General features: G+C 46.7%; 12 protein-coding genes and 2 tRNA genes. 8 read left to right on the top strand and 6 right to left on the bottom strand.

The genetic code is table 11. The features are described from left to right. Positions 1-153: 153 nt before the first annotated feature. The 3 genes from V4C51_RS14975 to V4C51_RS14965 all read right to left on the bottom strand — a co-directional run bounded on the left by V4C51_RS14975 (position 154) and on the right by V4C51_RS14965 (position 3411). Positions 154-1014: a tetratricopeptide repeat protein gene (locus V4C51_RS14975; protein ID WP_330926988.1), complete on the bottom strand. Its 861-nt coding sequence runs from the start codon at positions 1012-1014 to the stop codon at positions 154-156. A gap of 257 nt (positions 1015-1271) precedes the next feature. Further along, positions 1272-2888 (bottom strand): hypothetical protein, encoded by a 1617-nt coding sequence (locus V4C51_RS14970; RefSeq protein WP_330926987.1) that lies wholly within the window; start codon positions 2886-2888, stop codon positions 1272-1274. Between the two features lie 370 nt (positions 2889-3258). After that, complete coding sequence (locus tag V4C51_RS14965; protein ID WP_330926986.1) at positions 3259-3411, bottom strand: hypothetical protein; 153 nt, start codon at positions 3409-3411, stop codon at positions 3259-3261. A 515-nt stretch (positions 3412-3926) separates the two neighbouring features. On the opposite strand from V4C51_RS14965, the gene V4C51_RS14960 reads away from it, so the two are divergent. The 5 genes from V4C51_RS14960 to V4C51_RS14940 all read left to right on the top strand — a co-directional run bounded on the left by V4C51_RS14960 (position 3927) and on the right by V4C51_RS14940 (position 6205). Continuing rightward, a complete protein-coding gene (locus V4C51_RS14960; RefSeq protein ID WP_330926985.1) occupies positions 3927-4067 on the top strand; it encodes a hypothetical protein in 141 nt (46 codons plus the stop codon). A 184-nt stretch (positions 4068-4251) separates the two neighbouring features. After that, the gene (locus V4C51_RS14955) at positions 4252-4887 is read left to right on the top strand and encodes a hypothetical protein (RefSeq protein ID WP_330926984.1); all 636 of its coding nucleotides are present in this window, start codon (positions 4252-4254) and stop codon (positions 4885-4887) included. A gap of 164 nt (positions 4888-5051) precedes the next feature. After that, positions 5052-5840 (top strand): hypothetical protein, encoded by a 789-nt coding sequence (locus tag V4C51_RS14950; RefSeq protein ID WP_330926983.1) that lies wholly within the window; start codon positions 5052-5054, stop codon positions 5838-5840. 197 nt (positions 5841-6037) lie between these two features. Beyond that, a tRNA-Ala gene (locus V4C51_RS14945) sits at positions 6038-6113 on the top strand. 16 nt (positions 6114-6129) lie between these two features. Further along, positions 6130-6205 (top strand) — tRNA-Glu (locus V4C51_RS14940). Between the two features lie 358 nt (positions 6206-6563). On the opposite strand, the gene V4C51_RS14935 is transcribed toward V4C51_RS14940, so the two are convergent. Beyond that, on the bottom strand, positions 6564-7403 hold the full coding sequence (locus V4C51_RS14935; protein WP_330926982.1) for an ankyrin repeat domain-containing protein: 840 nt from the start codon (positions 7401-7403) through the stop codon (positions 6564-6566). A gap of 165 nt (positions 7404-7568) precedes the next feature. Between V4C51_RS14935 and ppc the strand changes: the two genes are divergently transcribed. The 3 genes from ppc to V4C51_RS14920 all read left to right on the top strand — a co-directional run bounded on the left by ppc (position 7569) and on the right by V4C51_RS14920 (position 12678). Then, positions 7569-10217 carry a phosphoenolpyruvate carboxylase gene (gene ppc / locus V4C51_RS14930; protein ID WP_330926981.1) on the top strand — a complete coding sequence of 883 codons (2649 nt, stop codon included), beginning with the start codon at positions 7569-7571 and terminating at the stop codon, positions 10215-10217. A gap of 164 nt (positions 10218-10381) precedes the next feature. After that, positions 10382-11611: a glycosyltransferase family 87 protein gene (locus V4C51_RS14925; protein ID WP_330926980.1), complete on the top strand. Its 1230-nt coding sequence runs from the start codon at positions 10382-10384 to the stop codon at positions 11609-11611. A gap of 236 nt (positions 11612-11847) precedes the next feature. Next, positions 11848-12678, top strand: a complete 831-nt coding sequence (locus tag V4C51_RS14920; RefSeq protein ID WP_330926978.1) for a C2H2-type zinc finger protein — start codon at positions 11848-11850, stop codon at positions 12676-12678. 75 nt (positions 12679-12753) lie between these two features. Here the strand turns inward: V4C51_RS14920 and V4C51_RS14915 are convergent, their stop codons facing one another. Both V4C51_RS14915 and tnpA read right to left on the bottom strand, forming a co-directional pair. After that, positions 12754-13413, bottom strand: a complete 660-nt coding sequence (locus V4C51_RS14915; RefSeq protein ID WP_330926977.1) for a hypothetical protein — start codon at positions 13411-13413, stop codon at positions 12754-12756. A gap of 129 nt (positions 13414-13542) precedes the next feature. Further along, entirely contained in the window at positions 13543-13947 is a 405-nt protein-coding gene (tnpA, locus tag V4C51_RS14910) for an IS200/IS605 family transposase (RefSeq protein ID WP_330926976.1), read from the bottom strand. Positions 13948-14010: the final 63 nt, after the last annotated feature.

Here is a 14010-nt window from a genome sequence, read left to right as displayed (position 1 = left end):
GAGAAATGGCGGATAAAAAGTCGCTTTTGTGAGGAGAATAGCGGGACTATTTGACGAACAAAAGCGACTTTTTAGACCCATTTATCGCAGCCGCAGTAGAGGCATGACTGTTAAGACTGCTTCTCAGTAGCCATTGCCAGAAGTACCCAGCTGTTAATGAAGCAGGCTGAACAGTTTGCCTCGGTACTTTTTCACCAGGGCGTGACCGGCACCTAACTGTTCAAACACTTTTACCATCAGTAAACGAGCGCCGTCGTCTCTAAAGGCGCGATCACGGCGCACAATGAACAATAAATGCTCCAGCGCTTGCGCGTTATCATCATCAATCACATGGCGTATAGCCAGTTGGTAGCGGGCTTCATGGTCGTTGCTGTTTGCTGATAGCCGGTCTTCGAGCTCTTCCCTGGCCGGGGCATCACCCACCAGCTCATAAAATGCCAGCTTGGCTTTGGGTTGGGCAATACCCTTGGTATCGTCAGGCACCGTCGCGATAATCTGTTTGGCCTGCTCAATCTGACCCGTTTCAAGTAACAGGTTCACTTGCAGCACTTGCAAGGCATGGTTTTCAGGCTCCTCTGCCAGTACCTGCCGCACCAGCGCCAGCGCCTGGTCGTTATGCCCCATTGACACCAGCTCATCAATTTGACCTTTGATTTTTTCCACGGGGCTTAGCATGAGTGGCGTCAGGAGCTTGTTCAACGTGGCCTCTGTCTGCACGCCCGATAGCACATTCACCGGTTTTCCCTGGTGAAACAGAGCCAGTGCCGGAACACCACGAACACCCAGCTGCTGCATCAGCTGGGGTGCCAGCGGTGTGTCAGCATTGAGCTTCGCCAATAGAAACTTGCCTGCATAGGCGGCTACCAGGTTTTCCAGTATAGGCTGTTGTATTTTGCACGGCTCGCACCATTTAGCCCAGATATCCAGCAGAACAGGTCTTTCCAACGATTGTTTCACAATCTCTTCGATATTGCTTTCTGTAACGTCGACGATTGCGGGTTGTTGTTCGTTCATGAAACTTTCCAGAAGGAATAAATGCTAGATATTTTAGCATTTTTTTCCGTAAGCCCCCTGACTTTTAGAGGGTGTCGCGAAACGCTTAATTTTCTCCGTCGTCATCCCGTACAGGCATTGTAAGGAATCTGCCACAAGGACGTGAATCACTAAACCCGCGTGATGCGTGCGGTTAGAGTGCCTTCCATAGCCTGCGGTTCTGTACAGGATGACGGTGCGGGGGGTATTTCAGCGTTTCGCGACTGCTTCTTAATCACTCAAAATTTGCCCAGCTCGTCTGCCAGATCATACTCTTTAATGGCAACCAGTACGTGACGAAGCATGAGTATCGACGGGTATTTAACAATTCTCGCATGCACGGTCGTTAAAAAAACATCTATGGGGTTGTGTTCATATCTATCACTACATAGATTGTCTATTCCACTTAGAAAGTATTTATCGCTGGTTAAAGGTTTCCATGTGACAAGGGAAGAGACTGTATGAGTTTTTGGATGATATTCATCGATATATTTTAAGGCTTTAAGCATGAATTCTTTGGTCTTCTGTTCCCCAAGCATCATTGATAACTTGGAGTTAACCTCAAATAAAGAGTCAGTGCCGAAGGCGTTTTCTGCTGTCAACGTTGGGAGAGTCTCTACGGATTTTCCAAGCCAGCGCCCTGTGAAGGAATAAATGCTAATCATCTGCTCTGTACTCATATCCTCTACCAGTCGGTCCAGATGTTTCTGAAAGTGTTGTCGACATTCAAGGTGTTCATTGGCCTTGCCAGGGGCTTTTTCAGACAGGCTGATCAAGGCTCTTGTCAAAACAAGCCACGAAAGGGCTTCTCTGGCTGTTTCATTGTCGTAACCTTTATCGTCCGAGTTACAGGCAAGCACCTGAGCAATGACAGTAGCAATGTCGGCAAACGTTAGCCGGGTATATAAAGTCGTTCTGACATTTTTGAACTCCCCTTCAACTGAATTAAGATCACACTGGGTGTAGAGAATGGCCTGCACCGCCGCAATGAGTTGTTCTGTATGGTCATTGCTCTTGCGATCAAAAATTTGAGGGGTGATCTTATAAAAATCCTCTAATTGCTTGGCTAATTTCAGGAATGTATTATTTTCAGGCACTGCTGTTATATAATCGTTTACGCTTTTCAGGGTCTGCCTGAAGAGTTCATAGGTTCTTAAATTGGTCAGGTAATGAACTGACTTTTTATTAACTTTGATCTGATCAGGACTAAATACAATCTCTGGCAGAAGATCTCCGGTATAAATGGTTTCATTATAAGTTTCAGCTCTCAATTTTCCGGCCACAGTTTCCAGGTCACAAATAACCTCTTCAGAAACATAGCGTTTGACTTTATCGAGAATACTTAATATTTCATAATCAATGGCCTTGACCTCAGGGTCAGCAAGATAGTTTGACCCAGTCGCATTAAAACTCCTGGTAAGATCAATCAAAACAAGCAGGACTTTTTTAATAGCCGCCCCATCTTTTGCCCCATCGAAGCCTGCCTTGCCAAGGTCGGCCATGGTAAAACTCGTCTTCCCTTTGGGTAGATGTTCCAGAAAGAAAATGCCTAATTGCTGTAAGAAAAATTGTGTTGCCTGATCTCGGGTGACAGCCTTTGTTTCTTGATCTTGTCTTCTAAGTACATTATTCATCAAATTATCATTGAAAAAACCCACTGCCAGAACGATAGAGGCAAGATCGCCCTTTATTTCCATCTCCCTTAACGCCCTGATGGTTTTCCAGGCATTTTCGAGGGCCTGATCCGTGCTGATATTGAAAGCGGGGGTGTCTCCAGGCTTTTGACGATACATGCCATAACTGGCACTGTGAACGACAAACAACATAATGATGAATGAAAGACAGCGAATATACATGGAAGCTCCTGAGTTAAATTTACAATATGGTTACCCATCAATCGTATTAACCGTGTTTTTTTCATCCTTTTTAATATTGACTATTTACGTCCCGCATTATTTCTCTTTTTTTATTTTCCGGTTGTAGGAGAAAAATAGACCCTTACCTTTTACTTGCCCAGTTTGTTTTAAAAAATAGTTAACAACGCGCTTATTCAACAGGCAATTCATTATGGGTAATGCCAGGAGCCTGTCGGACTTAAGACAATTTCGGCCTGAAATCCAGAGAGAATCGACGAATACTGTGCGTAAAAAGCCATACTGTAGTGCTTAATGAACTTCCCCCACCATGGGATCTGTATGATCGGGATAGTTAAAAAGGGAAGACCTGTCAGGCTGTGGAAATCTTTCGCCAGAAACCCCGAATAACACCCCTGAAGTCGACCACCGCCGGGGTATTGATCGTTTTATACAGCATTTTTTTGGTCATGTAGTCAAGGGCTGATCCATCATGACTATGGGCAGGCCCCCGGGTGCCTGCCATAGCGCCTGTCGGCAGTATAGTGGCATTTTTCCGGGATTTTTCTGTTGACTGTTTTCAGTCACGAAGACTCTGTTACCAAGGGCTCAAAGGAGCGACAAGTCTTTTTCCTGAGGGCTGAAGTCGTTTATTTTCGTCCGTAAACACCGGGCGTGTTCAAGGAGGCTTCAGGCCCTTTGATTCGATCATTTTATCGTCAATTATACAGACGAGAATAGTCGTTTTTACGCTTATTTTTCACAGGGTTAGCTTACCCACAACTTCTGTGGATAACATTGTGGAATTCTCAATTTCCACTGTCACAATCCTTGATGGGGACTAAGCCGCCTATAAATTGTTTGTTTTTTATACAGCTTAATCCCTTTTTATTTCAATAGGTTATAAAACGGTCAAAAAAGTGAAATAAAGTAAAAAAGCCTCAGATAGTGGGACAAGATGCCCTTGACATTTTTAAAAATAAAAAAACCTGTTTCCCCGTTGTGACTCAGGTTTTTATTGCTGCTTCACAGGTTATCCACGTGACTTCTGGCGCGAAAACGGTACTCATGCAACGGTCAATGAACCGTTACATCGGGTTGTCGTGCCGCTTTTCCAGCCACCGTCAATTCAGGGCAGCCGCTTCAGGTCTGTCCATGGAATACATGGAATACACGGAATAATGCTGAGTTGAGGGTAATGTTTGCTGGAGAGTCAGTCACTCTGTTGAAGTGAACAGCTACACGGTCAAAAAACGTACTATTTCACCGGTTGGCTATACTATCAGGGACTATTATCACCACAGCGCGCAATTGTCGCGAAGCGTCTGCGCGTGATCCCTCACCCGGTTTTTATAAGGTTACCCCCATGAACGAAGTCCCTACTCTGCAATCGCTTTGCATAGAGCCTGTTATCAATAACGGCGAACAGTGCTTTTCTTTGTTGTCAGAAAACAGTACATTGCAGAAGTTATACATACGACGATTGATGTTTAATTTTTTTGGCGGAGACGTTTGGCCTGATCACGATGAATTTCAACACTCCTCATATTCTGTGCCCTCTGATGGGTATCACGTTCAAGAGATCAGAGAGTTGCTTCAAAAGAAAAAGCCTGTCCCTTTTCCGTTTCCGGAATTGAAAGATAAAACATTGTACATCCATTCACTGGGCGATTTTGGGTATTTTGATAATGAGAATACAGAGCAAGATGCTGATTTTGGTTGTCGTTATATGACGCTGGGCACACAGGAAAAAATACTGTATGTACTGATTAGTTATAAATATAACGTTTTTGGCAGTTATGAATATTATGATGATAGTAATAAGGTTGGTTGCTCCTACGATGTTTATAGTCTGTTGGACTATCATCAAGACCATGAGGCACTGAAGGTAGCGGCTGAAGCTGAATGCCCTGACCCAGTTCATCTTGCCTGCCTGATAATCCATGGCTTACCCTACCATGTTGAGCTGGATTATGAAGAATGCACGGTAACGTTTCCCTAGGAGCCTGTCGGACTAAGCACGATAGTTATAAAAAGCCATAGGGATAACAGCACTTGGAGGAAAATCCTCAGTATTTTATGATAGTGGGCAGTGACGCTTTTCAGGATCCAGGAGCCTGTCGGACTTAAGACAATTTCGGCCTAAAATCCAGAAAGCGCGAGAAAGTGCTCCCAGAGAAAGAGGATAAGACCATTTCAAACGAATTTCAGGATATTTCCATTACTGCCGATGAACGCCCGAATCGTCGAAAAGGCACCAAAGGCACCAAAGGCTCCGACGCGCAGCCACCAAAAAAAATAGCTGATAGCACAAAAGGCAAAGGGAGCGCAGGTATTTTAGTCTGGCTTATTTGTCTGGTATTGGTCGGTATCGCCGGTTTTCACTTCTGGCAAATTGATACGTTGCAGGACTCTCTGGGACAAACACGTACTGAACTGACCGCGGCAAAACAGCTATTAAGCCAGGTCACGGGCGATATTTCCGCTACGGGAGAAAATGTCAGCCAGAATGAGTCGGCACTGCGAAAAGAGCTGGAAGTCATCAACAGTGAAATCAGAAAGCTCTGGGATGTCTCTAATAAACGGAACAAGCAATCTATCAGTAATAACGAGAAAAGTATTGATCAGCTGAACAAGCAACTTGTCAGCGCGACCACAACGGCAAACAGCGCTCAATCTGTGGCGCAAAAAGCGGTATCACAACTGGCTGATCTGGAAAAACTGGTAAAAGCGGCCATGTCTGAGCAAGTCTCTTCCCGGACTGTGGTGAGTGCGTCCATGGCCCAGCTCAAAGACCAGCTGAACCAACTGCAAACCCTCCTCAACAAGCAAAAGCAAGGCGAAACCGGGTTGCAAAAATCTCTGGATGACTATCGGACACAGGTAAACCGCAAATTATTGCAACTGGAGACTTCCGTGCGGGAGCTGGCATCAACAAAAAAACAGGGGCTTTAACCCTGAGTTCCGGTTAAACGTTCCGGTTAAACGACACCTTGGTAAAAGCACTGTTGACAACACCCATGGCTCTCCATAGAATTGCGCCAGTTTTTGAGAGAAAGCAACAAAGAGCGCCGGATTTTGTCGCACTCTTTCGCGTTTTTTCGCGTTTTTTCGCGTTTTTTCTCGTGTTTCGTCACACTTTTTCACGCATTGGGGCCATAGCTCAGCTGGGAGAGCGCAACACTGGCAGTGTTGAGGTCAGCGGTTCGATCCCGCTTGGCTCCACCAAAACCGAAGGATTTGCGTCCCCTTCGTCTAGTGGCCTAGGACACCGCCCTTTCACGGCGGTAACAGGGGTTCGAGTCCCCTAGGGGACGCCATTATTCAAAACGCCTTGAAGCATGTTGGGAAGCGGTCTTAAACGTCATGCTCCGACTGCGGCCGCGATAAATGGGTCTAAAAAGCCGCTTTCGTTCGTCAAATAGTCCCGCTATTCTCCCCACAAAAGCGACTTTTTATCCGCCATTTCTCGCGGTTCTCGCTACGGGCAGACGTTTAAGACTGCTTCTGAGAACAAACTCAAAAAAAACAGTAGCCCGCTGAGAAGGCGCTCAAGCGTTTGCAAGACATATTTGAGCCTATATCCTAAGAGAACAGGCTCCTGGTGGCGCCGTGTTGGTTTCTCTGTGTGTTTACAACATGACCCTCAATCAAGGTAAGCCGTTTCAGCAAAGTTATTTATGGAGTGGCTTCGAAAGGGGGGTTAAGGCATAAATCGGGATTAAGGCATAAATCTTTTGCTACAGAGGTTATGGGCAGTGTTGAGATGTCCTCTTTTTTCACAGTAGATCGGATAACCTGAACGGCCAGGCTTTGCAGAGGAAAGGGGGTGTTCAGCAGCTTCTTGAATTCTTCTACCGTTTCCTCTGAGACATCAGGGCCATACTCGATATCGCTAGCGTGCACCTGCTTGTCACCGTAAGCCAGGCATACAGCGGCAATATCGGGCCTGCCAATTTGCGCGGTCAGATTAACAAGAGGGTCTGTTTTGCACCTTTCGTTGAAAAAGGCCGGGTTTGCCCCCGCACGCAGCAGTTCAAGAACCATTGCTTTTTTTACACTAAATGCCCCAGAACCTATTATCGCTGCTGTTAGTGGAGTCATTCCAGAAACGTTAAACGTGTTAACTTTTGCACCGGCTTGAATCAGGTAAATTAGCACGTCTAAATGTCCCATATAGGCAGCGAGTAGCAAAGGGCTAGACCCCCTGGGACAATTAAAGGGGCAGTCATAACGGCAAAAAAGCGCTCCACTACACGACGCTGTAGTCTTGGCGCCCTCGTTAATATTCTCTTTTTTTGTTTCGACTAAACGTTTCACGTCATCCAAGGCGCCAAATCTTGCTGCTGCATGTAAACTGTAATACATAACAATACCCACTGTATCTGCTGACCCTGACAAGGGCGTGGTTTTATCTCTGTTTAGCCAGCGTTCAGATTTAACATTGCCGCTCCCCGAACGCCGCCCGCATCCCCAAAAACCCCTTTGAGAATAGCTGGCGCTGGAGTAATACAACAAGTGCGACAGGCTCCTTGCGGGCGTTAGTGTATTATTTTAATTCCATCAGTGTTGCTACTGCCGCTTTTGGTATAATCTTTGAGGGCTAAAACCTGCTTCGCACCTTCAAAATGACCAAGCCAGCCGCCTTGTTTGAGCATCTTTTAGAAATACAGGAAGTCAATAATGTCTGAAAAGCTCGTTACTACAGAAAGTCATGCAGCTCTGCGCCAGAATGTCCACCTGCTAGGTAGCTTACTGGGCAATACCATAAAGGCAGATAAAGATAACCGTTTTTTCGAGAAAATTGAAATCATCCGTCAACTCTCCAAAGCGGCCCGTGCTGGCTCTCTGGAGGATCACCAGCGTTTACTGAAGGTTCTTCATGACTTATCCGATGATGAGTTAGTCCCTGTCGCTCGTGCTTTTACCCAGTTCCTGAACCTTTCTAATATTGCTGAACAATTTCACACCGTCTCCAGACATTGTGAAGATAACTTTTGTGAGCCGGATCACCTGGATGACCTGATCAGTCGCTTGCAGGAAAAAGGGATAGAAAATACACAAATTGCTGACCATATCAGCACGTTAAGTATCGAAGTCGTATTAACCGCGCACCCCACGGAGGTAACCCGGCGTACGGTTATTCAAAAATACTATCAAATGTTCAAGTGCCTCCAGAGCCTTGAACAAGGCGCTCTGAGCGACCGGGAAAGAGCCCGGCAAAAAAATCGTTTACAGCAACTGATCAGTCAGACCTGGCACACCTTTGAGTTTCGTACACAGCGCCCGACACCTGTTGATGAAGCCAAAGGGGGGTTCGCCACCATTGAACACTCACTCTGGGAAGCAGTACCAAAGTACGTACGCAGTATTGATGAACGGCTGCGGGCACGAACCGGTCTCTCGCTCCCTGTGGATGCGGTACCCATCCGGTTTTCTTCCTGGATGGGCGGCGACAGAGATGGCAACCCTTTTGTTACCGCTCAGGTAACCCGTGAAGTGTTAATGCTCAGTCGCTGGATGGCGGCTGATTTATACCTGCGCGACTTAAAGCCGTTAATCGGTGAGTTATCCATGAACAGCTGCAACGATGAGCTTCGCGTTATCGTTGGTGACTGTCGTGAACCCTATCGAGTGATCTTAAAACAATTACGGGAGCGGTTACGCCACACCCGCCGCTGGTGTGAGCATAAACGGATCAATGATAAGGCCCATGGCATTTTAAAAGACGTGAATGAATTACTGCACCCTTTGCGGGCGTGTTACCGTTCCTTGCATGAGACTGGCCTGGGGACTATCGCGGACGGCCCACTGCTGGATATGATCCGTCGGGTACATTGCTTTGGCCTGACCCTGAGCAAACTGGATATTCGCCAGGAATCGAGCCGGCATACTGATACCCTGAGCGAAATAACCAAAGCGCTGGGGATGGGCGATTATGCCCACTGGAATGAGTCTCAACGCCAAACCTTTCTTTTAAATGAACTCCAAAGCCCCAGGCCCTTGTTGCCCCGGCACTGGGAGCCATCAGCTCCGGTAAAAGAGGTGATTGATACGTGCAAGGCTATTGCCAGTGAGGGGCCGGGCGCACTGGGGCCTTATATTATTTCCATGGCCACCGACCCGTCAGATGTCCTGGCTGTGGCACTGCTTCTGAAAGAGTGTGGTGTCACTTTTGATATGCCTGTCGCTCCCTTGTTTGAAACACTCAGTGATCTGGATAATGCGGAAAACTGCATAAAGACACTCCTGTCACTGCCCTGGTATCGGGGTTATTGCCGTAACCAGCAAATGGTGATGATCGGGTATTCTGATTCCGCCAAAGATGCGGGATGGATTGCTGCCGCGTGGGCGCAATACCGTGCCATGGAATCGTTAACGACACTGTGTGAGAAAAACGAGATCCACCTGACATTATTCCATGGTCGGGGGGGAACCATTGGTCGGGGCGGTGGCCCTGCCCATGCGGCAATCCTCTCTCAGCCTCCAGGTTCCGTCAATGGGCGTTTACGTGTCACCGAACAGGGTGAAATGATTCGTTTCAAGTTTGGCTTTCCCCGGGTTGCTGTTCAAAGTCTGCTGCTTTACACCAGCGCGGCACTGGAGGCGACACTTCTGCCGCCACCCGCGCCCAAAAAACAGTGGCGTGAGGTAATGGGGCAATTAGCTGACGATTCACTGGCCGTTTACCGGGGGGTTGTTCGTGACGAACCCAATTTTGTGTCTTACTTCAGAGCCGTCACGCCTGAACAGGAGCTTGCCAAGCTCCCGCTGGGCTCTCGCCCTGCCAAGCGTCGGCCCGAAGGCGGTATAGAAAGCCTCAGGGCCATTCCATGGATCTTTGCCTGGACGCAGAACCGACTGATGTTGCCCACATGGTTAGGCAGCGGTGTTGCCCTGCAAAAAGCCCTGAACAATCATCAACGCGCCGTATTAAAGGACATGATGACACAATGGCCGTTTTTCCGGGCGCGCATGGAAATGCTGGAAATGGTCTTTATGAAAGCGGAGCCACGGTTGGTGAAGTTTTATGAAGAGCGACTTGTTCCTGAAACCTTTCACCCCCTGGGCGAAAAACTGCGGAACATGTTAAACGATGCGATAAAAGTGACGCTTGACCTGAAAGAAGGCAAGCCCTTAATGTCGGGCCAGCCCCACTCAAGGGAAGCCATAAGGTTACGCAACCCTTATACAGACCCGTTGAACTTCCTGCAAGCTGAACTCCTTCAGCGGGTGAGGGCTCAACGACAAGGTAGCGTGGGCGCGGACCTGGAGCAGGCATTGATGATTACTATGGCCGGGATCGCGGCAGGCATGCGAAATACCGGGTAGCCTCTGTTACGCCTGTTTCTCGTCTGTGTGTATAATCATTGGAAGGCTTGGCTATTGTTACTGCGGTTGTGGTAGCGGTACAACGTTTAAGACGCCTTCCATGGGCGTTTTTTACGTTATCTGTAACATGATAATTATTACTCCTTGATACAGTAAACTTTTTTATGACTGATTTTTTAAATCCGAAAGCCCCGGGACAGTGGTGGCGACAACTGTCAAACGCTGAGAAAGGAACCGTTTCTCTCTGGGTCATCATTGCCCTGTGGATGGTCGTCAAAAGTTATACCAGTACCACCACCAGTACCGTGTCGGATGAGTATACATTAGGTGCTGCCCGCTGGCTGGCCGGGGACGATTTATACGCGGGCGCGAATGGTTTTTTGTATTTGCCGCAGTTTGCTTTCTTATACAGTATTTTTTCGCTTTTTCCCTTATGGGTATCGGAGGCGTTATGGCGCCTGACACAACTGACTGTCATGCTCTTTGGACTGGTTTCCTTTGCCCGCTTGATGCGAGCCCCCGGTGAAAAAAGCTTTGTGCCATTATTATCACTGGCTGTTGTCTGTATCAGTACAGCCAGTTTTCGTAATGGGCAGGCTAATATCATGCTGCTGGGCGTATTGTTACTCAGTACGACAGCCCTGGCACGCTACCGTTGGAATACAGCGGCTGTCTTGATGACCTTTGGGCTGATTGTTAAGCCAACGTTTATTATTTTTTACTTGTTAGCGGGTGCGCTTAACCGGCCCTTATACTGGCGCCTGCCCCTGGGAATTCTGGTGGCTATCACCGTCCCGATGCTGTTCAAAGACGCGGGCTACGTGTGGGAGCAGCATGGCAACTTTGTCGTGATGTTGCAGCAGGCCATTGCCTATGGCGAGGCAGGGCCTAAACTGACCTGGGCGCACCTCTTTGCTATTTTTCCCCAGGTGGCAGGCTTTAGTGTCTCGCCAGAAGTTCAACAGGTCACCCGTCTGGTGATGGCGCCATTAACAGTGGTAGCCGCTTGGTATGCCAGTCAGCGTTATCCCAGGGAAATGGCATGTTACTACGTTTATGCGCTGGCAATTTGTTACCTGATGCTATTTAACCCGCGCAATGAAACGAATGATTATGCCCTGTTGTCCGTGGCTATTGGCTACTGGGTGGCGGTATCAAAGCATCGCTTTCATGCAATAAAATACCATGCCTTTTGCTGGTTTTTTGTGCTGGGCTTTGTCGCATCCAAATTCATTGTGATGTTAACACCGGGCATGTGGGCCTGGTGGAAACCGGTGATGGGTATACTGTTTACGCTCTTTTTATTACAACGCCTGTTTAGCCAGGCTCAGGCCAGGGGGAGTCAGGAAGGATTACAAAAATTCCAGACAAGCCCTCAAGATAAATCAGGGTAGAACCTTCTCTTAGAAGCAATCTTAAAAGTCTGCCCGTAGCGAGGACTGCGATAAATTGGTCTAAAAATTCCTGCTTCTTCATCAAATAGCCTCGCTATTCTCCTCAGAAGCAGAAACTTTATCCTCAATTTCTCGCAATCCTCGCTACGGGCGCTATTCTCGGTCAGGCTCCTAGGCCACAGCCCCCTATACTACAATACAGATATTTGCCCATGGCTGACAAAACAGGGGTCTGTATGCCAGTTTTTTACTGTGACGAATGTTCGTTGAGATTTCATAAGGAAGCTAATTTAAAAGAACACTACCAAAGAACCCATACCCAAGAAAAGCGCTATAAATGCGATGCCTGTGGAGAGTCCTTTAGTAAAAAGATTGATCTGAGTAGACACATGAGAACGCATACTGGAGAAACACTCCATCAATGCCATTTATGTGAGAGGTCCTGTTCGACAAAAAATAATCTTAAAAAACACATCCAACAGGTGCACACTAATCAACGGCCCTATAAATGTCATGTCTGTGGTAAAGGCTTTATAGCCAATAATGTTTTAGAGCAACACTTGAAATCACATGAAAAAGGGACAATTTTCTATTGCCCCGTCTGTCCGACAACGGAATTTAGACGTGGGGATTACTTTGCGGAGCACATGAGTAAATACCACCCTGACCACCCTGGGCATCAATTATCCATGAATTCAGAGACAATCCCTGGTGTTGGCGTGATCAGTAGTGTCTGTCATACGTTAACGTCACAAACGACAGGTGTCGTTACCTCTGTAGCGCAGATAACTTATCCTGCTGGAACAATCATTTATACTCAAACGACAACGGCGGGCAGAGCCACAAGTACAAGCACAAGTACAAGCACAAGGTCATCCACAAGCACAGGTACCGCTCAACCGCTCAACCCGCAACTGGTCGCGGTAACGGAAACGGTTTCACAAGAATCAGGCGCTGTTTCATGTGCTCAGCATACAGAACCTGTAGAGTTAGATCTTAAGGATATTCTGGATAGTAACACCAGGGGATTTTCCAGTTGGCAAGACGATCCTGAGAAGTGGGTTTAGTGGTTATTGTGCTGACAAGTCAGTGGTGGGCTATGCCAGAGGATTTGGTTGGAAAGACACTCTCTGGCAGTCTCATTACTCATTGTGTTCAGAGAAAAACACCCCTGATTCCCTCTGAACTGAAAGCCACGACCACTTCTGGACCATAAGTTCTGTTAAGGTGTATCGCGTTGAAAGAAAAATGTTCCCATAGGGAAAGGGTTTAACGTATGTATGGTTCTCACGATTGGCATAAGTGATTAACTCACTCGCTTCCTTGATAAGCTTGTTAATTTGTATTTCCGAAAGTTCCGCATCAAAGTGAGGCCAGGCGTTATTTAACAAGTCAGTAGCTGGAACATCAGATTGGTTGACTGTCTTATCAAATGTCACTTGCAACATCATCATAAATTTGACAGCTTCCTCTAATTGTATTTTGGGAATGTAAGCGGACATAAATGCGGCTAGCATAAATAAAGATACCACATCTCTATTTTCACCGTATTGAACAGCCTGTTCTTTTAATGATGAAATTTCTTGTGGTTGCAAATCATGCGGAATAAGGTGGGTTAGATGATGCATGATAGAGTCTGGGGTCAATTGTTGTCGCAAAAGTACATAGTGGTGAATTCTATTCTGAAAACCAACTTTGAAAGTGTCAAACTTTGCTTGTAAGTCTGACGGTAACTCGGCGAAACAGAATTCAGCGCAAAATGTTATTACAAAAATTGCAAATAGCTTTTTGAGTAAATTCATTAGCGGTTTTCTATTGTGTATATAACAAAATAAACCATAGATGATTTCCTCGCTACACGCTTTATTTTATTTGACCGAAAAGAGCGTCAAGCCCAGTACTTTTAGTACTAGGAAGGAAAGCTAGGACTCCTAATGTGGTCTATTCTGCTGCTCGATGTATTGCTTGAGGATGCCTATTGGCGCTCCTCCTACTGAACCCGCGAAATAACTCGGACTCCATAAAGCATTTTTCATATATGCAGGTTTTACCAGCTCTGGGTGGTACTGCTTCAACTGCCTGCTAGACACGCCTTTCAGACTATTTACCAGCTTCGATACAGATACCTTTGGTGGGTAGTTAACCAGAAGGTGTACGTGATCTTGCTCTCCATTGAACGCCTCTAGCTCCACTTCAAAGTCAGAACACACGCTTCGGAATATTTTTTCGAGTGTTTTCAGGTGTACGTCTGTAAACACCTTACCTCTGTACTTCGTTATAAAAATCATGTGTGCATGAAGCATAAAGACACATCTTCTACCCTTTCTCAATTCCATTAGACCAATCTTGTAAATAGCCATTTAAGTCTTTATATTAAACTATTATGAGCATTCAGACCA

This window comes from Candidatus Sororendozoicomonas aggregata (assembly GCF_031528575.1).
In the GTDB taxonomy this organism is placed as follows: Bacteria; Pseudomonadota; Gammaproteobacteria; order Pseudomonadales; family Endozoicomonadaceae; genus Endonucleibacter; species Endonucleibacter aggregata.
Note: the sequence above shows the minus strand (reverse complement) of the source record. Positions and strands in the feature narration are given on the sequence as shown.

Bases quoted from the DNA above. Each gene is read 5' to 3' on its own strand.
- V4C51_RS14975 (WP_330926988.1), bottom strand. From the start codon at position 1,014: ATGAACGAACAACAACCCGCAATCGTCGACGTTACAGAAAGCAATATC.
- V4C51_RS14970 (WP_330926987.1), bottom strand. From the start codon at position 2,888: ATGTATATTCGCTGTCTTTCATTCATCATTATGTTGTTTGTCGTTCAC.
- V4C51_RS14965 (WP_330926986.1), bottom strand. From the start codon at position 3,411: ATGGCAGGCACCCGGGGGCCTGCCCATAGTCATGATGGATCAGCCCTT.
- V4C51_RS14955 (WP_330926984.1), top strand. From the start codon at position 4,252: ATGAACGAAGTCCCTACTCTGCAATCGCTTTGCATAGAGCCTGTTATC.
- ppc (WP_330926981.1), top strand. From the start codon at position 7,569: ATGTCTGAAAAGCTCGTTACTACAGAAAGTCATGCAGCTCTGCGCCAG.
- V4C51_RS14925 (WP_330926980.1), top strand. From the start codon at position 10,382: ATGACTGATTTTTTAAATCCGAAAGCCCCGGGACAGTGGTGGCGACAA.
- V4C51_RS14920 (WP_330926978.1), top strand. From the start codon at position 11,848: ATGCCAGTTTTTTACTGTGACGAATGTTCGTTGAGATTTCATAAGGAA.
- V4C51_RS14915 (WP_330926977.1), bottom strand. From the start codon at position 13,413: ATGAATTTACTCAAAAAGCTATTTGCAATTTTTGTAATAACATTTTGC.
- tnpA (WP_330926976.1), bottom strand. From the start codon at position 13,947: ATGGAATTGAGAAAGGGTAGAAGATGTGTCTTTATGCTTCATGCACAC.